21 protein-coding genes are annotated in these 21922 nt (G+C 57.0%); 3 read left to right on the top strand and 18 right to left on the bottom strand.

The window, feature by feature from the left end; genetic code table 11:
* Positions 1–118: 118 nt before the first annotated feature.
* Together BMZ66_RS06800 and BMZ66_RS06795 are read left to right on the top strand one after the other, a co-directional pair.
* Positions 119–1126, top strand: coding sequence for a hypothetical protein (locus tag BMZ66_RS06800; RefSeq protein ID WP_092670453.1), 1008 nt, complete (start codon positions 119–121; stop codon positions 1124–1126).
* Positions 1127–1202: 76 nt separating this feature from the next.
* The gene (locus tag BMZ66_RS06795) at positions 1203–2276 is read left to right on the top strand and encodes a DUF3089 domain-containing protein (protein WP_092670451.1); all 1074 of its coding nucleotides are present in this window, start codon (positions 1203–1205) and stop codon (positions 2274–2276) included.
* Positions 2277–2291: 15 nt separating this feature from the next.
* Here BMZ66_RS06795 and BMZ66_RS06790 read toward each other — a convergent pair whose 3' ends face one another.
* The 10 genes from BMZ66_RS06790 to recA form a co-directional block, all read right to left on the bottom strand.
* The gene (locus tag BMZ66_RS06790; protein WP_092670449.1) at positions 2292–2597 is read right to left on the bottom strand and encodes a hypothetical protein; all 306 of its coding nucleotides are present in this window, start codon (positions 2595–2597) and stop codon (positions 2292–2294) included.
* Between the two features lie 77 nt (positions 2598–2674).
* Positions 2675–3511 (bottom strand): translation elongation factor Ts, encoded by an 837-nt coding sequence (tsf, locus tag BMZ66_RS06785; RefSeq protein WP_092670447.1) that lies wholly within the window; start codon positions 3509–3511, stop codon positions 2675–2677.
* Positions 3512–3810: 299 nt separating this feature from the next.
* The gene (rpsB, locus tag BMZ66_RS06780) at positions 3811–4578 is read right to left on the bottom strand and encodes a 30S ribosomal protein S2 (RefSeq protein WP_092670444.1); all 768 of its coding nucleotides are present in this window, start codon (positions 4576–4578) and stop codon (positions 3811–3813) included.
* 18 nt (positions 4579–4596) lie between these two features.
* Positions 4597–4983 carry a 30S ribosomal protein S9 gene (gene rpsI, locus BMZ66_RS06775; protein WP_035563789.1) on the bottom strand — a complete coding sequence of 129 codons (387 nt, stop codon included), beginning with the start codon at positions 4981–4983 and terminating at the stop codon, positions 4597–4599.
* Between the two features lie 36 nt (positions 4984–5019).
* A complete protein-coding gene (gene rplM / locus BMZ66_RS06770; RefSeq protein ID WP_092670442.1) occupies positions 5020–5472 on the bottom strand; it encodes a 50S ribosomal protein L13 in 453 nt (150 codons plus the stop codon).
* A 212-nt stretch (positions 5473–5684) separates the two neighbouring features.
* Complete coding sequence (locus BMZ66_RS06765) at positions 5685–6398, bottom strand: RluA family pseudouridine synthase (protein WP_092670440.1); 714 nt, start codon at positions 6396–6398, stop codon at positions 5685–5687.
* Between the two features lie 114 nt (positions 6399–6512).
* Positions 6513–7565 (bottom strand): sensor histidine kinase, encoded by a 1053-nt coding sequence (locus BMZ66_RS06760; protein WP_092670438.1) that lies wholly within the window; start codon positions 7563–7565, stop codon positions 6513–6515.
* 129 nt (positions 7566–7694) lie between these two features.
* Positions 7695–8390 carry a response regulator transcription factor gene (locus tag BMZ66_RS06755; RefSeq protein ID WP_177204625.1) on the bottom strand — a complete coding sequence of 232 codons (696 nt, stop codon included), beginning with the start codon at positions 8388–8390 and terminating at the stop codon, positions 7695–7697.
* Positions 8391–8493: 103 nt separating this feature from the next.
* Complete coding sequence (locus BMZ66_RS06750) at positions 8494–9312, bottom strand: DUF3108 domain-containing protein (RefSeq protein WP_092670436.1); 819 nt, start codon at positions 9310–9312, stop codon at positions 8494–8496.
* 175 nt (positions 9313–9487) lie between these two features.
* Positions 9488–10540, bottom strand: a complete 1053-nt coding sequence (recA, locus tag BMZ66_RS06745; RefSeq protein WP_092672839.1) for a recombinase RecA — start codon at positions 10538–10540, stop codon at positions 9488–9490.
* A gap of 228 nt (positions 10541–10768) precedes the next feature.
* Between recA and BMZ66_RS06740 the strand changes: the two genes are divergently transcribed.
* Positions 10769–12046, top strand: a complete 1278-nt coding sequence (locus BMZ66_RS06740) for a lipid A deacylase (protein WP_500778585.1) — start codon at positions 10769–10771, stop codon at positions 12044–12046.
* Positions 12047–12049: 3 nt separating this feature from the next.
* On the opposite strand, the gene BMZ66_RS06735 is transcribed toward BMZ66_RS06740, so the two are convergent.
* The 8 genes from BMZ66_RS06735 to BMZ66_RS06700 all read right to left on the bottom strand — a co-directional run bounded on the left by BMZ66_RS06735 (position 12050) and on the right by BMZ66_RS06700 (position 21745).
* Complete coding sequence (locus BMZ66_RS06735; protein WP_092670432.1) at positions 12050–12616, bottom strand: GNAT family N-acetyltransferase; 567 nt, start codon at positions 12614–12616, stop codon at positions 12050–12052.
* Positions 12617–12796: 180 nt separating this feature from the next.
* Positions 12797–13222, bottom strand: a complete 426-nt coding sequence (locus tag BMZ66_RS06730) for a hypothetical protein (protein WP_092670430.1) — start codon at positions 13220–13222, stop codon at positions 12797–12799.
* Between the two features lie 133 nt (positions 13223–13355).
* Positions 13356–14321, bottom strand: a complete 966-nt coding sequence (locus tag BMZ66_RS06725) for an AAA family ATPase (RefSeq protein ID WP_092670428.1) — start codon at positions 14319–14321, stop codon at positions 13356–13358.
* Between the two features lie 130 nt (positions 14322–14451).
* The gene (locus BMZ66_RS06720) at positions 14452–15843 is read right to left on the bottom strand and encodes a peptidylprolyl isomerase (protein WP_092670426.1); all 1392 of its coding nucleotides are present in this window, start codon (positions 15841–15843) and stop codon (positions 14452–14454) included.
* Positions 15844–16069: 226 nt separating this feature from the next.
* Positions 16070–18391 (bottom strand): peptidylprolyl isomerase, encoded by a 2322-nt coding sequence (locus tag BMZ66_RS06715; protein ID WP_092670424.1) that lies wholly within the window; start codon positions 18389–18391, stop codon positions 16070–16072.
* Between the two features lie 386 nt (positions 18392–18777).
* A complete protein-coding gene (locus tag BMZ66_RS06710) occupies positions 18778–19191 on the bottom strand; it encodes an ATP-binding protein (protein ID WP_092670422.1) in 414 nt (137 codons plus the stop codon).
* 109 nt (positions 19192–19300) lie between these two features.
* Complete coding sequence (locus BMZ66_RS06705) at positions 19301–19630, bottom strand: STAS domain-containing protein (protein ID WP_092670420.1); 330 nt, start codon at positions 19628–19630, stop codon at positions 19301–19303.
* A 21-nt stretch (positions 19631–19651) separates the two neighbouring features.
* Positions 19652–21745, bottom strand: a complete 2094-nt coding sequence (locus BMZ66_RS06700) for a PP2C family protein-serine/threonine phosphatase (RefSeq protein ID WP_143080081.1) — start codon at positions 21743–21745, stop codon at positions 19652–19654.
* Positions 21746–21922: the final 177 nt, after the last annotated feature.

Raw genomic sequence — 21922 nt, 5'->3', positions numbered from 1 at the left:
TCAGCCCGACCTGGTTCCCTAACCGTTGTAGCGCGAACTTTGTGGTTGGCGCCGCTGCCTCCTTCGGATTCGTCCGTAGGCGCAGCGGCGCCAACCACAACGTTCGCGCTATTACTTTATGCCCCCGCTCACCCCCGCCGACCTCATTCCCTACGACCCGTTCGATGGCATGCGCTTCGGGCCCACCACGTGCTTTCTCAGCGGCCAGCCCGTGGGCCCCGACGAGACCATTCCAGTATTTGCCGACTGGCTGCAGGCGCGCTACCAGCTGTCCGACCGTCCCATCCAGCTGCTCGACCAGCGCACCGTGCAGTTCCGCGACCTGCGCCTGCCCGCCAGCCCCGCCGTGCAGCACCGCATCAACGAGCTGGAAAGCAGGGTAGAAGTTGCCGCAGCTGCCGGTCCCGCCGCCCTGCGCGCCCTCGGCGACGACACCCTGTTCTTGTGGATGGGCAAGATGTTTTACGGCATCTTCATCACCGAACTGCTGAACGAGTTCGAGCCGCTGATTAAGCCCAAATACCCCCTGGCCGAAAACGCCGCCCTCGTCCGCCGCTTCCAGGCCTTTTTCCAGCTGCTGCAAGGCCTGCGCGTGCCCACGGAATACGCTGACTTTGTGCCGGGCTCTATTTTCGTGCTGGAAGCCGACCCCGCCGAAGACGTCACGCCCTTTGAGTGCGACGACGACCTCAATACTCTCGTCTTCAGCATCAAGCTGGACAAGGCCGTACTGGTGGCCTGCCTGGTAGATATCGGCCTCATTGGCCAAGCCATGGGCAAGGTGTACCAGGATGCGCAGCGGCCCCTGCACCCCGTCCAGATAGCCGAGTTCAAGGCCCGTGTTTACTACGCGGCCCACTTGTTGCACGTCGTGCCCGACATCTACCCCCGTACCCCGCGCCCCGGCGATACCAAGCTGGTGTTTGATGCCTTGATTGATGACGTAACCGGGGCCATTTTCAACCCCTGGGAAAATGGCCCATACACCCAGGCCTTGGCCGAAATGTGGCAGCGCTGGAATATTACCCTGGCCGATGTCGTCCAGAAACCCACCGAGCCCCTGAGCTTGTTATACGACGAAGCCGGCACTCCTCGGACGCTGTCTACTTGGCCGCCGGCCCAGTAAAGCCCCTGCCCACCGCACGTTCGGCGCTTGCCAGCGTCCCGCACTTACCTATTACCTCTTTTCTGCCTTTTTATTCGTGTCTTATTTCAATATACTGTTTAGCGCCCGCTATCTGGCGGTGCGCTGGCTACCACTGCTACTTTTCGCCTCTTTGGCTTTTGCTTCCTGCATCACGCTGCTAAAGCCCCGTCGCGACTTCACAACGTACACCCCCGCCGCTGGCCCCAACTATGCCCTGGACAGCTGCTGGGCTGCCTTGCCCACTCGCCGCGATTCTGCCGACGCCGTGCCCCGAAATTCGGGCTTACGCGACGAGCAAGCCACCGCCGAGGCCGATGTCTTCTTTGTACACCCCACCACCTTCTACCGCCCCGCCGCCTGGAACGCCGACCTTGGCATCATCAAGCTCAACCGCTTCACCGACCGCAGCACCATCCGCCACCAGGCCACTGCTTTCAACGCGGCGGGGCGCATCTATGCCCCGCGCTACCGGCAGGCTACGCTTTATTCCTTTTTCGACGAGCAAACGCCCAACGGCCAGGCCGCTCTCGACCTCGCGTACTCCGACGTAAAAGCTGCCTTTCAGTACTACCTCGCCCACCACAACCAAGGGCGTCCTATCATCATTGCCGGCCACAGCCAGGGCACTCACCATGCCACGCGCTTGCTCCACGAGTTTTTCGAGAATGATTCCAAGTTGCGTCGGCAACTGGTAGCGGCTTACCTCATCGGCTACAAAGTGAAGCCCGACGAGTACCAAACCCTCCGGCCCTGCCCGGATTCTCTGGCCACGGGCTGCTTTGTCAGCTACAATGCCGTGGCCACTGGGAACAGCTTTGCCCCTTTCCGGACGTTTGCCTCTACCAATCCCCTCACTTGGTCGCTCGATACGCTACTCGCCCCCGCCACTCTCAACCGTGGCGGCGTCAGTCAGGACTTCAAACGCATCGACCCGCAGGTTACCGATGCCCAAGTTCACCAGGGCTTGCTGTGGGTGACTCCGCCCAAGCCCGGCGGCTACCCCCGTTTCCTGCTACCCGGCCGCCCCGAGTTACGCCACTCCTTCCACATCGCCGATTATGGCCTGTTCTATATGAACATCCGCCAAAACGCCAAGGCGCGAGTTCGGGCGTGGCAGCAGCATAATTGAAACCGATTTGTAGTTTCAGCTTCGGAGCGCTTCAATTGTTTCCTCGATATGTGGTGCCCATCTATCGGCAGGATATGACTTGCGGAAAGTGCGATAAGCGCTCCAGAATGACTTCTCGTCAAATTCTTCGAAATCGTAGGCGGAGTGAAATGCGACGTTGTGCAAAAAATCATTCATTGCATAAGTGAACTGAACCGTTGCCGCCGACCGTCTTCCTTTCCACAGATTTGAACAGGAAGCCCAAGTAGCGCTGTGAGCTCTCATATCTATCATTCCCCAAGCGAGTAGTTCACGGTACAGCGCTTTGCGTTGCTCTTCCATAAGTTTTAAAATTAAACGAAAAAAGGCCCACTAGCTTTGCGCTAGCGGGCCTTTTCTATCAAAGCTAAAATTCGCAATTAAGCGCCGATAGCCACACGCTTGAAGTCCGTAACCGTCATGCCTTTCGACTTGCTGTCAAGCAGGGCGGCGATGGTCAGCGAGTTGTCTTTCACAAACTCCTGGTTCAACAGAGTGTTCTCTTTGTAGAACTTGTTCAGCTTGCCCTGAGCAATTTTCTCCAGCATTGCCTCGGGCTTGCCTTCGGCACGCGCCTGCTCTTTGCCGATTTCAATTTCGCGCTCAACCGTAGCCGAATCCACACCGTCTTTGTCAACGGCAACGGGCTTCATGGCTACAATTTGCATGGCTACGTCGCGGCCCACGGCAGCAGCGTCGGCCGAGCCTACGTTCTTCAGGCCCACGAGTACGCCTTTCTTGCTGTCGGAGTGGATGTACGAAGCTACTTTTTCAGCCGTCAGGGTAGCATAAGTCAGGTCCAGCTTCTCGCCGATTTTGCCCATCAAGTCAGTGATGTGCTCCTGAATGCTCAGGCCATCCTCTTCCTTAGTAGCCAATAGGTCTTCTTTGCTTGTAGCGTTGGTGCGCACAGCCGCGTCCAGGATGCGCTGAACCAGCTCACGGAAGTTAGCTACTTTGGCTACTGACTCAGTTTCGCAAGCCAGGGCCACCAGTTTGCCGGTGGTGCCATCTTCGCTCACGCTCACGGCTACAAAGCCTTCCGACGTTTCGTTTTCGGCACGCTTGTCAGCGATTTTCTGACCAGCCTTGCGCAGAATGTCACGCGCAGCTTCGAAGTCGCCATCGGCTTCGGTCAGGGCTTTTTTGCAATCCATCATGCCGGCACCGGTCATGGTGCGGAGCTTGTTTACGTCTGCGGCGGTAATAGCGGCCATTAGATGTGGTTTTTGTTGGGAGAGTTGAAGAATGAACATCAAACTCCCCTCCTTACAAAGGAGGGGATGCTGGCGCGAAGCGTCAGCTGGGGTGGTTGAAGTCGTTGCACGAAACCCGAACGATGCGGCCGCAAGTCGTTCAACGACCGCAACCACCCCCGTCCGAGCCGTTGGCTCGAACATCCCCTCCTTGGTAAGGAGGGGAGTTGTCGTGCTTTCACACCACCCTAAAATAAAAAAGGGAACCTCCGGAGCCTAGCTACTCGAAGGTTCCCTTTTTTCAAAGAGCTAAGAAGGGACTATTCTTCGTCAGCAGCCGTTTTTTCAGCAATGGCAGCCTCGTCGGCTTCCTTGCGGTCGGCGTCTTCTTTGTCAACTTTACGCTCCGACAGGCCGTCTTCGATGGCCTTGCCAATCACGCTCACGATGAGCTGGATAGACTTCGAGGCGTCGTCGTTGGCAGGAATCGGGAACTGTACCAATTCGGGGTTCGAGTTTGTGTCGCAGATAGCAAACACCGGGATGCCCAGTTTGTGAGCTTCTTTCACGGCGATGTGCTCGCGCTTCACGTCCACGATGAAGAGGGCGGCGGGCAGGCGGCCGAGGTCGGCGATACCACCGAGTACGCGGTCCAGCTTGGCGCGCTCACGCGACATCATCAGCTTCTCGCGCTTAGCGAGAGCGGCGTAGGCCGTGTTCTCTTTCACCATCTTGTCGATGGTGGCCATCTTCTTCAGGCTCTTGCGAACCGTAGCGAAGTTGGTGAGCATGCCGCCCAACCACCGGTCGGTAACGAAAGGCATTTTCAAGCGCTCGGCTTCGGTAGTCACAATCTCTTGTGCCTGCTTCTTGGTAGCCACGAACATTACCTTGCGGCCGCTCTTCGCGATGTTGCGAATAGCAGTAGCAGCGTAGTCGAGCGAAACCAGCGTCTTGTTGAGGTCAATGATGTGGATGCCGTTCTTCTCCATGAAGATGTACGGCGCCATTTTGGGGTCCCACTTGCGGGTGAGGTGACCAAAGTGGGCACCTGCGTCGAGCAGGTCCTTATAAGTCGTCTGAGCCATGATATATTTCCTCCTGGTTTAGCGTTTCGAGAACTGGAACGAGCGACGAGCTTTGCGCTTGCCGAATTTCTTGCGTTCCACCATGCGCGGGTCGCGGGTCAGGAAGCCTTCCTTCTTCAGAGCGGGACGGGTTTCTTCGTTATCGCTAACCAGAGCTTTAGTGATTGCGAGACGGATAGCTTCAGCCTGAGCCGAAATGCCGCCGCCTTTCACGTTCACCTTGATGTCGTACTGGCCGACTTGCTCAAGAATTGCCAGGGGCTGGTTCACAACGTTTTCCAGCAACTCGTTGCTGAAATACGCCTTCATGTCCCGGTCATTGATAGTGATATTCCCTTGCCCGGCCTGCATGTAGATGCGGGCCACCGAGGTTTTTCTTCTACCAGAGGTGTTGGTAATTGCCATTTAGTGGAAAAATTAAAGAAAGTAAGCCGTCGTGGCTTACAGGTTTTTGAGTTCGATAGCTACGGGCTGCTGTGCCTCGTGGGGGTGCTCGGTGCCAGCGTACACGTACAGGTTGCGGTACTGAGCCGAACCCAACTTGTTGCCCTGCAGCATGCCTTTCACAGCGTGCTCGATAACACGACGCGAGTCGCGGTCCATCTGCTCGCGCACGGTGCGACGCTTCTGGCCGCCGGGGTAGCCCGAGTGGGTGATGTAGACCTTCTCGGTCATTTTTTTGCCCGTTACGCGCAGCTTGTCGGCGTTGAGAACGATGACGTTGTCGCCGCAGTCCGAGTTGGGGGTAAACGAAGGCTTGTGCTTGCCACGCAGAATGTTGGCAATCTGCGAGCAAACGCGGCCCAGCGGGGCTACGCTGGCGTCTACGATAACCCAGCTCTTCTGGGCGTTGGCCTTATTGACGTGGGTCGTCTTGAAGCTCAGGTGGTCCATGAGTCGAAAAAAAGGTATGCTAAACTATTGAATAAGAGTTCGAAGCTATTGGGCTTCGGGAAAAACGGACACAAAGGTACTGATTTATCAGGACAGTGCAAAGCCCCGCCCAATTAATTGTGCTTGAAAAGCAATCAAATAGCCGGGAGATACTCTGTTACCCTTAACTATAAAATGCCGCAGTCATTCGGCTGGTACTTTTGAGAGCGCAGCTAAGCCAGCTGACGAAGGGCCTCTACCAACACCCGGAAATCCTTAGGATAGGGAGCCTCCACCGAGATTTCCTCGCCCTGCAATCCCTGAAACTGCAGCTGCATGGCGTGTAGCGCGAAGCGCTTGATGAAGGGCTGCTCTTCTTCGCCTTCCTTCATGTTGAACTTCTTCTTGAGCGAGGAAAGAAAAAAATCCTCGCCCCCATAAAGCGTGTCGCCCACAATGGGCGCCTTCAAATACATCAGGTGCAAGCGAATCTGGTGCATGCGTCCCGTGATGGGCTGGCAGCGAATGAGCGAGTGCCGGGTGAAGTTTTCGAGGGTGGTGAAGTGCGTTTCGGCCGGCTTGCCTTTGTAGGCGAGGCGAGCTTTGCCGCGCGTGGTATTTTCAATGCTGCGCTCTACGACTTCGTCATTAAACTGCGGGGTACCCCACACCACGGCGTGGTACTCTTTTTTCACTTCGCGGTTTTCAAACTGCATCGCGAGGTGGCGGTACGCCTCGGGAGTTTTAGCAAAGGCTAGAGCCCCACTGGTTTCGCGGTCGAGGCGGTGAGCGGCCTGGATGTCGTCGTGGTTCTGGCGGGCCAAGCGCAGCATGTTGGGCGCGCCGCCCACCCGCTCGTCGAGCGTGGCCAGGAATGGGGGCTTATTGACGACGAGGTAGTCGTCGTTCTCGAAAATAACGAGGTCGGAAAAATTGGGAAGCTTCATACGCAGCCCCAAAGGTACGGCCAACGCCACGCTGTGTGGCGAAGCAGGAATGAAGCGAAAGAGTAATAATGCCTAGCCGACGCTCCGTATCAGCAGCCTGTCCGCCTCGAACGCCTACCCAACGCTTTTGGGCTTGTTAAGCTTAAACTCCAGCGTTGTGCCTTCGCCGATGGTGCTTTTCACCTTAATGCTCGATTTGTGCGCCTCTACAATGTGCTTGCTGATGGCGAGCCCCAGGCCCGACCCGCCCGACTCGCGCGAGCGACTTTTGTCAATGCGGTAAAACCGCTCAAAAATGCGGGCTTGGTGTTCGGGCGCAATGCCAGCGCCATCGTCGCGCACGGAAATGCGCACCGTGCGGCCACTTTCTCCCAACGCCACAATTACTCGCCCATTCTCACGGCCATACTTAATGGCGTTGTCAATCAGATTGACCAATACTTGGCGGATGCGGTTGCGGTCGGCGACAACGGGTAGCTCTGCCGGCAGATTGGGCGGAAACAGCTCCAGGGCCGTGCCGCGCCGCGCGGCTTGTTGCTCCAGCAGCTCAAAGATTTCGCGCACCAGCGCAATCAAATCGAAGCGCTGGCGACGCATGCGCACCACGCCTTTTTCGAGCTGCGCAATCGTGACCAGGTCTTGCACCAGCGCGTCGAGCGTGTCGAGGCTGGCGGCGGCTTTGCTCAGGAACTTGCGGCGGGTGGCAAGGTCAATGTCGTCGTCCTCGTCATCCAAAATGGTGTGCACAAAGCCCTGGGCAGCGAAAAGTGGTGTTTTAAGCTCGTGCGACACATCGGCCAAAAACTCGCGGCGCAGGGCCTGCAGGCGCACCAGCTCGTCGAGCTCTTGCTGCCGGCGTTCGGCCATGAGCAGGATTTCGTCGCGCACGCGCTTCACCGGCTCGGGCCGAAACAGAAACTTGTTGCTCATCTGTTTGAATTCCTTGCGCTTGATGTGCTCCAGGCCCGCGTAGATGCTGTTGATTTCCCGAAAAATAAGGGCTTCAAACGACAAATAAACTAGCAGGAAACATGCTGCTACCGTGACCCCCGCCGCTAAAAAAGCTTCCCGGAATGCGAGGGTGGGGCCGAAATGGGCATAGGCGGTGAGCACCCCCGCCACCAGCAGCGAAATGAGAATGGCTATGGTGCGGGAAGAAAGATTCATATGACAGGACTTATTGAGCAAAAATAAGTCATCCTGAGCACAGCAAAGGACCTTCTCAGGCCCGAACGATGGTTGTTCAGGCGTGAGAAGGTCCTTCGCTGTGCTCAGGATGACAAGTGGAGCAGGGCGCTAGTCGGCGTTAAACTTATAGCCCACACCTTTAATGGTTTGAATGTGGTGGTCGCCTACTTTCTCACGCACTTTGCGCACGTGCACGTCCACGGTGCGGGCCAGCACGAAAACATCGTTGCCCCAGATGTTTTGCAGCAGTTCTTCGCGGTTGAAAACCTTGTGGGGCGAGGCGGCCAGGAAAGCCAGCAACTCGAATTCCTTCTTGGGCAGCGTGATTTTGTGACCTTCCTGGTACACGGCAAAGCCGGTGCGGTCGATGCGCAGGCCATTGATGTCGATGGCATCGATAGCGGTGTGGGGGTCTTGGTCGCGGCGCTTCACGGCGGCCAGGCGGCCGAGCAAGGCACGGGGCTTGATGGGTTTGGCGATGAAATCGTCGGCGCCGGCCTCAAAAGCGGCTACTTCGGAAAACTCCTCGGCGCGGGCCGTCAGGAACAGAATGTAGGTGTCTTTGAACTTGGGCTGTTCGCGGAGCAGGCGGCAAGTGGCAATGCCGTCGAGGTTAGGCATCATCACATCGAGCAGGATGATGTCGGGGTGGAAGTCAGCGGCAATTTCCAGGGCTTTACGGCCGTCGCTGGCCGAGGCGGTCTGGTAGCCCTCCTTCTTCAGGTTGAACTCCAGCAACTCGACGATGTCCGGGTCGTCATCAACCACAAGAATCTTATACACGGGCGATTTGGGAGCAGTCACGGCGTTGGGGCTTAAGTGAAGCAATGCGTTGTTTCTGCAAAAGTACCGCTTGGTGCCGCCATAGCTATGTTACGATTATGTGACCACCGCAGAGCTTGGCAGGCTAGTTTACCTTGTTGAGCGGCCATTTTAAGCCAGAGTACTTCATCATATCCACCTTCACTGTGCCCACAAACATCTCGGCCTGAAACAGGACTGGAATTTTATTCCGGTCATCGGAGAAGTACACCGAAATGGCGTTTTCGCCGCGAAAGAGCTTGTTGTCCGGCATGCGGGGTACAAGTTTGAACGCGCGAATGTCGCCGGCTTTGGTGCTTACAATTTGCCGCCCTTTGAATACCACTTCGAGCACAAAGTTGTCGCCATCTAATAACGCTGGCATTTTGATGACCTCGCCTACCCGCATGCGGTCAAAATTGAAGGTGCGCAGGTAGTAAAAGCCGCTGACTAGTTCCAGAGAGTTGTTGCCGATTTTTACGGTGGTGCGCTTGGGCTTCTCCTTGTCGTGGTCCTGCACCTCGGCTATGTCGTTGACATGGTCGAAGTTGACGGTTTCTTTTTTGCGGTAGTTTTTCTCGGCTATGTCGCGCTGCGAGCGAATGGGCAGAATGCTGGTGGTATCGATGTAGGCGCGCCACTGGTCTCGAATGCGCAGAAAAAAATCGAACGAGCCGGTGGTGCGGCCGCTCACGGTGGCTTTGTAGCAAGGCCGGTCGTTCACGCGCTCCAAGCGGTTGTCGGTTTCCACGGTGGCTTCGCCGCCGTTGATGAGGCCGTAGTGCACTGTGTACTTAATGACTTCGCCCCGCCCGAAACTCGACTGTGGCAGGTTGCGAACGGCATCGCCGGGGCCCAGCGTCCGTTGCGCGGCGGCCGTCAGGAGTAGAAAAAGAGGAGCAAACAGGAGCCAGCGACGGTTCATGACTATACGAAGTAGAGAGGCTAAGCCCGACCTAGACAAACCTAGTGCCATCCTCAGGTTCTTCAAATATACGGACGTAAAAAAGCCCGCTGCGGGTTGCAGCGGGCTTTTCTTCGATAAGTCAAAGGTTATAGGTTCAGAGTTAAACCTGTTGGCCTTTGTCTTTTAGCGGTGCTTACAGCGTGTCTTCGCCGTCTTCCACGATGGTCAGGTCAACGGGAATGACGTCTTCGTCGCCCTTGGCCATGGTGCGGATTTTGTTCTCGATTTCCAGCGCCAGCTCGGGGTTGTCGAGCAGCAGGGTCTTCACCGCTTCGCGGCCTTGGCCAATCTTGGTCTCACCGTAGTTGAACCACGAGCCCGACTTGCCAATGATGCCCATGTCGACGCCCAGGTCCACAATCTCACCGACTTTGGAAATGCCCTGGCCGTAGATGATGTCGAACTCGACCACTTTGAAGGGGGGAGCAACTTTGTTCTTCACCACCTTCACCTTGGTGCGGTTGCCAGTTACGTTGTCTTTGTCTTCCTTGATTTGGCCAATACGACGGATGTCGAGGCGTACCGAAGCGTAGAATTTCAGGGCGTTACCACCGGTGGTGGTTTCGGGCGAGCCGAACATCACGCCGATTTTCTCACGCAGCTGGTTGATGAAGATGCAGCAGCAGCCGGTTTTGTTGATGGTGCCGGTGAGCTTACGCAGGGCCTGGCTCATGAGGCGGGCGTGCAAGCCCACTTTCGAGTCGCCCATGTCGCCTTCGAGTTCGCCTTTGGGAACCAGGGCGGCCACGGAGTCAATAACGATGATGTCGATGGCTCCCGACGAAATCAGCTGGTCGGCGATTTCGAGGGCTTGCTCGCCGTTGTCGGGCTGGGCAATGAGCAAATTGCTCGTGTCAATACCCAGTTTCTCAGCGTAAGATTTGTCGAAGGCGTGCTCGGCGTCGATGAACGCGGCCATGCCGCCTTTCTTCTGCGCTTCGGCAATCATGTGCATGGTCAGGGTGGTCTTGCCCGACGATTCCGGACCATAGATTTCAATCACGCGGCCACGGGGCACACCGCCAATGCCTAGGGCAATGTCGAGCGAGAGCGAGCCAGTGCTGATGCTCGGAATGTCGCCAACTTTATTGTCGCTGAGCTTCATCACGGTGCCTTTGCCGTAGGCTTTGTCCAGCTTATCAAGCGTGAGCTGAAGAGCTTTCATTTTCTCGGCCGCGACATTCATATCGCCTTTTTCAGCCTTTTCGACTTTATCGGCCTTAGGGGCCATTTTGGTAGCTAGTGCCATGAGGGGGTATTTATGAAAAAGGGATTAGGTTTGGTAAAGTTAAGGGTTTTGGAGCTGTCAAAGTCAGATTAATCTATTCCCGGGTTAGGGTAGTGATTAGCCCTTTTAAGACGGCTTTTTTTAACACAATGCTCGGCGGTTTCGTGCCGTTTGAAGCGGAAATATATGGGGAATTATCTAAAAAATTTAGTTGGCCTTGTGGTTGTGCTAATTACAGTGGGAGAGGCCCGGGCGCAGCTGGATAATTCGGCGTTTACTTCGCCCCGTCCGGGCGCACCGAGCGAGTTGCGAGTGACAGAGGTGAAGTATAATAATGGTGTAAATGTCCATGTTGTACCACTCGATTCAGCAAGTGCGCGTGCGAGAGCCACTCTTAAAAGTTGGGAAGATGAACCAGAAGCAAAAGGCGGTGACTTACGACTTTCTCTAAACGCTTTCACATTTTTTAAGGATAACGAATACTTCAACCCGATAATAGAAGGCTATACCCTCTTCGGCACGCAGCTAAACCCGCAGCTTGTATTTTACCCTACAGCGAGCCTGCGCCTAGAAGCCGGCGTTTTTCTGTGGAAGGATTTCGGCAACCCCACCTTGCAGCAGGTGCGGCCTACTTACCGGGCAACCTGGACCAAGGGCCATAATCAAATCATTCTGGGCAATATTCGGCCGCACCTCAACCACGGCTACATCGAGCCGCTTTTCAATTTCGAGCGGGTGATGCTGAGGCCGCTGGAAGAAGGCTTGCAGTACCGCTACCTGGGTAGACGCTTGTTTCTGGACGCTTGGGTCGACTGGCAGCGGCAGCAGTACCGCTTCAGCAATTTTCAGGAGGAAATTGCCGGCGGCCTGAGTGGCAGCTACCGTCTCAGTGGGGACCAAAGCAGCTGGCAGGTATCGGTGCCGGTTCAATTCACGGCCACGCACAGAGGTGGTCAGATTGATACCGTAGATAGGCCTTTGCAAACCTTGCTCAACGAAGCAGTAGGGCTGGAAGCGCGCCGTATCCTAAACGGGCCCAATGTGCGGGCCCTGCGCTTCAATGGCTACGTCCTCGGCTTTCAGGACCGTTCGTCTACTTTCCTAACGCCCTACAAATACGGCCGGGCGTTGTATCTGAATACCACGCTCGAAACGCGCTACGCCGATGTGATGCTGAGCTACTGGCAGGGCCAGCGGTTTGTGGCACCGCTGGGAGGCGACCTGTACCAAAGCGTTTCGCGGGCAGTGTTTAGCCCGGAGTTTACTGACACAAACCGCCGTCTGCTTTTTGTGCGCTTGCTGCGCGACTTCCGCATCGCCGATTCGGCGGCGCTCACCGTGCGTATGGAGCCGGTTTACGACTTCAATGCTCGGCTGCTGGATTTCTCGTTTGGGGTGTACCTGAACTTCCGCCAGGAGTGGCTGCTGGGCAATGCAAGCCAGCGGGTGCGGGTAGGGCAGTAGCAGCTAACCTGCCGATGCTTGGCTTTGAGCGCGTGTCAGCACAAAGCGTCGGATGTTGGCCGGGCCATCGGAGTTGCGAAACCATGTAGGGCGCTTGGGCTGAACCTCTAGCACGAAGCCTGCTGCTCTGGCCACAGCCTGGCCCCGCTCGTTGTCGGCGTAGCAGCGGATGAGCAGGCGCTGGCTGCCCATGTCCTCAAAGCCAAACGCAATAATGGCGCTCAGGGCTTCGCGGGCGTAGCCGTTGCCTTCGGCACTAGCCGACAGGTAATAGCCAATTTCAGCCTGCCCTTTGCCCTGAGGCATTATGCAGATATCGCCGAGATAGGCCGGGCGGTGGCGGTGCCACATGCCAAACACGTAGAAGCGGCCCGTGCGCCAATCATTGGCAAAATCGCGGAGGGCAGTGGTTGCATCGGAAAGGGTGCGCACGGCCTGCAGGCGGTCGGGGAAAGACGTGCGAAAGCGGGCCCGGTCGCCGTCAATCAGGCCGAAAAACGCGAGAGCATCGGCGAGCTCATAAGGCCGCAGGCATAGGCGAGGCGTAAATAGCGAGGTTCGAGGCAGCATGAAGGCATCGGCGGGTAGAGTGTGACGCAGGTCAACACTGCAAACGGCAGAAAGGGAACAAGGATAACAATTGACTAGTGAGATTGGCTAAAAAGTAGATTCGTGGGAAAAGGGCTGAAACGCAAAAAGCCGCTTCTGTTGCTCAGAAGCGGCTTTTGAAAACTGACGGAACAGCACGCGCTACTTATTGGCGCCTACGTATTGGCTGGGGCTGCCGAGGGCCTGCTGTGTGCGCATTACGTTCACCTGCCGGGCTGCTTCATTAAAAAACTCCAGGCGGCGAATGAGCATTTCCTTCACCAGCACGCGGCCTTCGGGCGTGCGCATGGTGCCGCGCTTGTCGGCCAGCACGCGCTCCATGGCGGCGAGGGTTTGGCCCTCGTGCTTCATGAACTGCTGCTGAAACTCGGCTAGCCGAGCCACGCCTGTGGCAGTGAGCACAAAGTCTTCGCCGGCGCCTTGGTTCAGCACTTCACAAAGCACATATACCTCAATGGGCAGGCTGGTTTCGAGAGAAGTAGTGCGCAGGTCGAGGCCGGCGGCGAGGGCGTCGAGGATGATGCGCACGTTGCGCTCAAATTGTTGGTAGTAGGCTTGAACTTCCATTTTATATCAGGCAATGAAGTCACAAAGAACGTCATGCTGAGCTTGTCGAAGCATCTCTACTACTTAGTAATCTAATTTACTATTGCAATAGAGATGCTTCGACAAGCTCAGCATGACGTTCTGTTGGTTGTTCTTACAGTAATTCTTTCACAATCTGCTCTACGCCGATGCCTTCGGCCTCGGCCTTGAAGTTGCGCACAAGGCGGTGGCGCAGAATGGGCACCGCCACGGCGCGTACGTCTTCAATGTCGGGCGAGTACTTGCCGTTGAGCAGAGCGTTGCACTTGGCGCCTACAATGAGGTGCTGCGAAGCGCGGGGGCCAGCGCCCCACTCCAAGAGCTGGGTAGCGCGGGGGGCGGCGCGTTCGGTACCGGGCCGGGTTTTATGCACCAGACTCACGGCGTACTCCACTACATTGTCGGCCACGGGCACGCGGCGCACCAACTCCTGAAACGCCTGAATATCGGCTGCGTGCAGCACCTTGTTTACGGAGTGCTTGCGGTCAGAAGTCGTGTTCTTAACGATGTTCAGCTCTTCGGCGTAGCTGGGGTAGCCCAGCTCAATGTTGAACATGAAGCGGTCGAGCTGCGCTTCTGGCAGGGGGTAGGTGCCTTCCTGCTCGATGGGGTTTTGGGTGGCCAGTACGAAGAACGGGCGCGCCAAAGCGTAGCGCTGGCCGGCTACCGTGACGGCGTATTCCTGCATCGACTCCAGCAGCGCAGCCTGGGTTTTGGGCGGCGTGCGGTTGATTTCGTCGGCCAGAATGATGTTGGCAAATACGGGACCCTTCACAAAGTGAAAGTCGCGCTGCTGGTTCATGGTTTCCGAGCCCACAATGTCGGAGGGCATCAAATCGGGCGTGAACTGGATGCGGTTGAACGACAAATCCAGCGAGTCGGCGATGGTTTGGATGAGGAGGGTTTTGGCCAAGCCGGGCACCCCGACCAATAGACTGTGGCCCTGCGAAAACACGGCGGTAAGTACCAGCCGCACCACTTCATCCTGGCCCACGATGACTTTGCCAATTTCCTGGCGCAGCTTCTGGAAGGAGGCGGCTAGGGCATCGGCGGCTTCTTTATCGTTGGCGAATGTGGGCATAAGAACAGTAGAACGTCATGCTGAGCTTGCCGAAGCATCTCGCATGGGGGACTAATCCAAAAAATGGTACTTCACCACGCGAGATGCTTCGGCAAACTCAGCATGACATGCTTTGTTAGCTGGGCTCTTTTTAGCGCTCCGCTACGTCGAGCACTTTGCACTGCGCATATTCTGGGGCAATTTCCAGGTATACCGTGCCGCGATTCTTTAGGAACCACTCGTCCAGAGCTTTGTTGCGCTTTTCGTTGAGGGCAGCGGCGGCAATCTTCTGGTAGTCTTCCTGCAGGTTGGCCTGGTGAGGGGGCGTGTTCGACTTCAGCCAGATGATGCGCATGGCGTCCTTGCCGTCGTCGGTGCGGTAGGGCAGGGGACGCGTGATACTACCCACTTTCATGGTGTCGATGGTGAAGAACACGGCCGGGTCCAGCTTGTCGAGGGGCATGCGCGTGCCCCCGTCCTGCCGGTTCTGGAGCAGGCCGCCGTTGCCGGAGCTGGATTTGTCAGAAGAAAAGTCCTTGGCCGCTTTGGCAAAGCTGGTGCTGTCGGACAAAATTTGACGGCGCAGCTTGGTCAGGGTTTTGGCTGCTTCGCTGGCATCGGCCGCGCCGGCTTCGGGCTTGAGCAGAATGTGGCGCGTGGAATACTTGTTGCCTTTGCGCTCAATGAACTGGATAAGGTGAAAGCCGAATTGCGACTGCACCACCGGCGACATCTGGCCTGGCTCAAGCTTCATCGAGGCGGCTTCGTACTCGGGCACCAGTTCGCCGCGACCGAAAAAGCCGAGGTAGCCGCCTTCTTTGGCTGAGCCCGGGTCTTCGGAATATTGCTTGGCCAAGGTTGCGAAGTCAGCGCCGCCCTGAATCTGGCCCCGTAGGTCGTTGAGCTTGGCAATGGCAGCTTGCTTGGCTTTGTCGTTTACCTGGGCCGTGATGATAATCTGACCAACTTCTACTTCGGTGCTGAAGTACGGAAGGCTGTCTTTGGGCACTTTGCTGAAGTACTGCGCTACCTCGCGCGGCGTCACCGCCACCTTGCCGGTGATGGTTTCCTGCATTTTCTGCTGGGTTAGCTGGTCCTTGATTTGAGGACGCAGGTCGTCTTTCAGTGCCTTGATAGGCTTGTTGTACTGCTCCTCCAGGCGCTTCTCCGAACCAATCTGCTGCACAAAGTAGGCCATGCGGCGGTCTACCTCGCCGTTCACCTGCTGGTCCGACACCGTGACGGAGTCAACTTCGGCGCGGGCGAGCATCAGCTTGTTCAGCACCAGGCTTTGTAGAATTTTGCACTTGAAGTCGGGCGGCAGCGGCTTGCCTTCGGCCCGGGCCAGTTCCTGCAAGTAGATGTTCTCCACATCGGACTGGAGTACAATCTGATTATCCACCTTCACCACAATACCATCCAGCAGCTGCTGGCCTCTGGTCCGGGTGATGCCCAGCTGGGCCTGGGAAGCGGGGGCAAAGCCCAAAAGCAGCAGCAACGTAAGCAGAGCCAACGCCGCGGCGCGATTTACTTTAAAAAGCATAGAGTAGTAATGTAAAGCCCTGCGGCCAAGTGCCGGGGCTTGCGCCACGGAAGCATAACACACAAACGGGCCCACAAATTTCACGATAAATCCGTGGGCAGACAAAAACAAGGAGCGCCGCCCGGCTCGGAAGGTTGCAAACAGGGCCTGCAGGCGAAAAAAGAGAATGGGTGGGGAGTGAATTGTTCGCATTCACCCTCCACCCATTCGGTCGTTCGGTAATCGGTTACTTGGTTACCAGCTTGTTCAACTCCTGCTCGTTCACCTTAACCGGGCGGGTGTTGCGCATTTCGGTAATCCACTCTTTTTCCAAGTAGGTCTGGTAGTCGGATGTAGCCTGGCCACGGGCTTCAGCCAGCGTTTTGGGCCCCGGAGGCAGCATGCGCTCGATGGTCACGGCGTTGTGGCGGCCATCTTTCTGCACGGTGTAGGTGCCGGGGCCTTTGGCCATGAGCTCGTCGACCAGCTTGTTGTCGCCTTTCTGAAACACACGCTGGGTGATTTGAACCGACAGCGGGCTTTTCTCATTCAGAGCAGCCTCAATGGCGGCAGGGTTGCCGCTAACCAGCGCAATTTGAGCGCCGCCTTCGCCACCCGCAGCGGTTTGGGCTGCTTTGCTGATGCGGCTGGCGGGCACGCCACGGCTCTGCAGGTAGCTGGCGGCCGACTCGGCCCGGGCGCGGGCCAAGCTAGCTTTTTCGCCTTTTTTCACGCGGCCCGTGAGGGTAACGCGGGCCAGGGTGTCTTGCAGCATGCGGTTAGCAACATCGCCCAAGGAAGTAGCGACGCCTTTGCCCACGGTGGCGGAGCCGGTGGGGTAAAGAGCGATTTTAGGAACATTCCGGGTAACCGGGAAGCGGCCGGTTTTCAGCTCCTTTTGGGCCCGGGCCAGCAGCGCTGGCGTAGCAGCACTTACCACGGTGCCTTGCACGCGCTGCTCCCACTGATACTTATCCTGGTTGGCCGCGAAGTAGGTTTTCAGTCCTACTGTGTCTTCAATGGCTTTGCTCCATACCTTTTCATCCATCAATTGGAAGAGTAGGATGCCGTCGCGGTACTCCTTCACCAGCATGCGGTAGTCCTCGTACTTGCTTTCGAGGTTGTTTTTCTCGAAGTCGGTGAGCGACTGCTCCACGTACTGGTCGTAGAGCTGCTGCATGGCAAACGATGGCTGCGCGCCAGTGCGGGGGCGCTGGTTTTGCTGCGCAAAGCTCAGGAAGTCCTTCACCAAGTAAGGCTTGCCCTTGATGGTGAACAGCGCAACGTTGTCGTTCGCAGCGCCTTTAGCCGTTTTGCCAGTGGCAGTGGCTGCGGGGGTATAAGCAAACCGGCCCGCCACCAGGGCAGTATCCGCCTTGCTGAAAGCGTAGGTTTTGGCTGCCGGAACTTCCATGAACTGATTTTCCTGGCGCACGCGCTTCAGGAAAGCGGCCTTGTTCAGCTCCGAGCGGGAGTCTTTGGAAACTTTGCTTTTCAGCGTGGCCTCCATGTCGGCAAACTGGGCCAGGGGCTGGCGCTCGAGCAGCTTGATGACGTGCCAGCCGTAGGGCGTTTGCACGGGTGCCGAAATTTCGCCGGGTTTCTGCAGCTTGAAGGCTACTTCTTCAAAGGAAGGAATCATGCGGCCCGTGCCGAAGGGCGGCAATTCGCCGCCATTAGCAGCCGACCCGGCATCTTCCGAGAACTGCGCCACGAGCTTGTCCCAATTCTCACCCTTTTTCAGGCGGTTGTGCAGCTCGTCAATCTTCTTCTTGGCGGTCAGCGAGTCGGACTTGGCCGCGTTGGCGTTCATCCGCACCATGAGGTGAGCTACCTTGATTTCGCCCTGCGCGGTCCGCTTGTCGTTGACCTTGATGATGTGATAGCCGAAGCGCGTGCGAATGGGGGCCGACACTTGCCCCACGGGCGTTTTGTAAGCGGCCGACTCGAACGGGTACACCATCTGCATGGCGGTGAAGTAGCCAAGCTTACCGGCGTTTTCGCGGGCTGAAGGGTCTTCGCTCTGCGTGCTGGCTACTTGGGCAAAATCAGCCCCGCCGACAATCTGCTGGCGGAGGGCTTCAATTTTCTGATATGCTGCCAGGGTATCCTGAGGGGCAGCGTCGGGAGCTACCCGGATGAGGATGTGGGAGGCGTTTACCTCCTGGCTCATGCGGTCGTAGGCTTCGCGCACCAGCTGGTCGGTCACGCTCTTTTCCGTGAGGTAGGGCTGGGCCAACTGCTGGCGGTAGCCGTCGAGCTCGCGCTTGAAAGCCTGCGTGGTATCGAGGCCGCGCTGCTCGGCTTCCAGCACCTTCAGCCGGAAGTTCGTGTACAGGTCGAGGTACTCGGTCACGCTTTGGCGGGTGCCGTAGTCGGGGGCCGTACTGTTGTTTTTGCGGTAGACGTAGGCAAACTCGTTGGCTGATACCGGATAATTGCCCAGTGTTTCGACAGCCGGGCCAGTGGAAGCAGTCCCCGTAGTGGCCGAAGTAGCAGTTTTAGAGGCTTGGCAGCCAGCCAGCAGTGTCACGACGGCAGTGCCGGCGTACAGAAAGCGTTTGTGCATATTAACAGATAGGAGACGAGAGCGCCGTGCAAGTAGAAGCCAATAGCGCGGGCATAAAAGTACCAGTGCGAAATTAACTAATTTTTGGAGGGAAACGAAGGTGGTTGCCGAGCAAGGGTGCATGCTCTGTTCGTGTTAGAACCGCAGAACACGCCAAAAAGGACGCCGTGCCGAGCGAAGTCGAAGCAGCTTCATAGCAACAGTCAATTGCCGAAGCTACCAAATACCTCTTATCGATGAACCAAAATTTGCATCGGAATAGGGCACTTAGCAACACCGAACTGCAGTGCACTGGTCGGCACGACGGATGAGGTGGTACAGCTGCTTGAGCTACGGTCGGCACGGCGTCGTATTGGCTCAGGCGCGTGCGCTAAAGCATTTCCGGGCTAAGCCAGATGCTTGCTGAGGTGGCAAACGGTGTGGTTGCCGCGGGTGAAGAATTCCACTTTGTCCATGAGCCGGTTAACCAGCGTCATGCCCATGCCACCTTTGCGGCCCTGCTGGATGTAGTCGCGCAAATTGGGCGTTTGGTGGGGGCCAGGCAGGTAGATGGTGTTGCCGTGGTCGGCAATTTCCACGTTCAGCTCCTTCTCTTTAAAGTCGAGCTTTAAATCCAGAAACTGGGTTTCGTCCTCGCCGTTGGCGTGAATAATGAAGTTGGCTACAACCTCATCAATGGCTAGTACTATCTGGTTAACAGCAACTTCTGGCAGTTGCCGGTGGCTGAGGTAAGTCCGCACAAAGTCGCGCACCTGCTGGAGGTGGCTGCGTGAGCAAGCAATGCGGAGAGCAGACTTCATCGGGAGTTAGGAGGAAAAGTCATGAGTTTCGAGTTATGGGTTATGCAGCCGAATGGCATTGAAGCCTCTTTTTCAGCTAATAACCCATAACTCGAAACTCATAACTCAACTATGCGGCTTCGGCTTCGGTGGCGCTGGGGACGATGGTCATCAGGGCATCAAGGCCCAGGATTTCGAATACATTAAATACTTTCTCCTGCATGTTGAAAAACACGAGCTTCACGTGGGCATCCTGGAAGCGCTGGAGGTGCGAAATGAACACCCCTAGGCCAGCCGAAGAAATGTAGCTGAGCTTGGCACAGTCAACCAGCACTTTGCGGTACTCAAGAATATCGGGCTTAGCCAGTTCAGTGTCAAGAACAATGGCGGAGCTAGCGTCCAACTCACCGTCTAGAATGAGGGTGAGGGTATCGGCGGAGGGTTGGGCAGTTACTTTCATAATGAGGGCGATACGTCAGGCTCACAGTGGGGGTTGAGCCGACTTGAATTTAATAACCAGCAGGGTCTGGTCGTCGTGGATGGGGTAGCCTTGGGTGAAGGCATTAAGGTCCTTGAGAATAAAGGCCTTGATGTCTTCGGCATCCTGGTAGTAAGTTTCCTCCAGGCGGAGCTTGAGCCGGTCTTCGCCGTATTCGGCGCCGCCTTCGCCGCGGGCCTCCACAATGCCGTCGGTGTAAATCACCATCACATCGCCGGGGCTGTAGTCGTAGAACTGGTTTTTGATGTGCTTTTCGTAGGTCTCGTTTCGGATGATGCCGAGGCCAAGTCCGGTCGACTCGAAGTAGAACACTTCCTCGCGCAGGGCGTGGTAGTAGAGTGTGTGGCAGTGGCCGGCGCGGGCAAAAACGAAGCCACCCTGCTCGTAATCAATAATATAGAGCGACGAGGTGATGAACGACGACTTCTCTAGGCAGTGAGACAAGGCGGTGTTGGCCTGGGTCATGAACCGGCTGGGCACGGGGAATTTGTCGCGCTCGGTCTTGGCCAGCGGGTTTTCCTGCATCAGCGAATGAAAGATGCCTTTCATCTGCGCCATGTGGAAGGCCGCGGTGACGCCCTTGCCGCTCACGTCGCCAATGATGACGGCCAGCCGCCGCCCGGGCAGGTGCAGGAAGTCGTAGAAATCGCCGCCTACTTCCTTGGCCGCCAGCGAGTGCGAGCTGATTTCAAACCAGTTGTCGGTAGGCAGGTTTTTCGGAATAAGGCTGTCCTGAACCTGAGAGGCGATTTTCAGCTCCTCCTGCGTGCGCTGGTTTTCGAGCGAGGTGCGCACCAGCTCCAGGTTCTCGATGCTGAGCACGGCCTGGCTGGTGAAGGTTTGCAGGATGTTGAGGTCTTCGCGGTCGAAGGTGTGAGGCTCCACTTTTAACAGGTGGAGAATGCCGTAGTTGTAGTGCAGGCCCCGCAACGGCAACTGCAGCAACGAGCGGAAGGCCTGGGGCCGGTTGCCAAAGCCGGGCCGCAGGTTGAGGTCATTGGTAATGAACTCGCCCTCGGCCAACTCGTGCCCTTTTAGGAGGCCGCGCAAGACGCTGGCCTGGTCGGGCACTAGGTTGTAGTAGAACGAAGTTTCGGCGACATCAGCCCCGGCGTGGCCCGGGTCCAGGTCGAGCCAGGCGGCTTCGGCATGAACCGTCTGCACCGCCGACTCCAGCAGGATGTTGTATACCTCAGCCGAAGTTTGGCCGCGCTGAATAATTTGGGTGAGGCGCTGCAGGCGCAGAATCTCGTTGCGCCGCTGCTCGATAATATCGGCAATGGGCATGTTGAAAAACGTGACCAACAGGCCCATCAGGGCATAGAAAGTGGAGAAAAAAGCCGTGAGCAGCAAAAACGCATACTGCGGCCGCGGGGCAATGAGCTGCGGGTCGGCCTGCGTGACGCGGAAGTACTGCACAAACACCAACACGCCGAAGAGTAAGCCGGCCTGCAGGAGCACCGCGTTCCATTTATCGCGCTGGCTGAGATACGCCACCCACTTCTGGTGCCCGCTGAGGTAGATGCCGTACAAGCCCAACAGCACCACTATGGGAATGCCGATGTAGTTGGGCGGATTCACGCCCACCAGGCGGAACAGCAGCGTAGCGCCCAGCAGTACCTCAAATACGGTCCATTCGCGCTGAAGCCTGCTTGAGGAACGAAACAGCACCAGCGCCCGCCAGGCGTAGTTGGTGCGGGCCAGGAAAATCACAAACAACCCCAGGTTGAGGGTGTATATACTGGTGAAAAGTAGGCTGTTGCTGTTGAAAATAGGCTCGTCTTTGGCCAGTCGCTCCACTAAGTGCAGGGCTACGCAGCCCAGGGCCAGCAGGCCCGGCCCCAGCAGCAAGCGCCGCAGCAGCTTCACAAAGGCCTGCCCTTGCAGCGGCGAAGGCTGGTAGCGGTAGTAGAGGAACACGCTCAGCACGAAGGCCCCTTGGGTGAGCTGGGTGGTCCACTGCGGCCAGTCGCCGAGCCACTGGCCAGCCCCTGAGTGGCTTAGCGCACTAAGCAGCAGCAGCAACCAGCTAAGCAGGCTGAACGGCAGCAGGAATGAGAGTAAGCGTTTAGGCACAGACAAAAACCAGGAAAAACACAAGCGCACCAGCCCGCCGCGTCTTCATCGACGCCCAATCGGCATGCAAGATACAATCGACCCTGCGAAATTTCTGCCCAATGGTACAAGGCCGAGGGGCAGCTCCAGCGTAAAGCCGGGGCTGCCCCTTGGTTATGAAAGCTTAACTAGCAGCCG

The sequence above is a fragment of the Hymenobacter arizonensis genome, from assembly GCF_900115775.1.
Classification (GTDB): domain Bacteria; phylum Bacteroidota; class Bacteroidia; order Cytophagales; family Hymenobacteraceae; genus Hymenobacter; species Hymenobacter arizonensis.
This window is presented reverse-complemented; position numbering and strand designations above follow the sequence as displayed.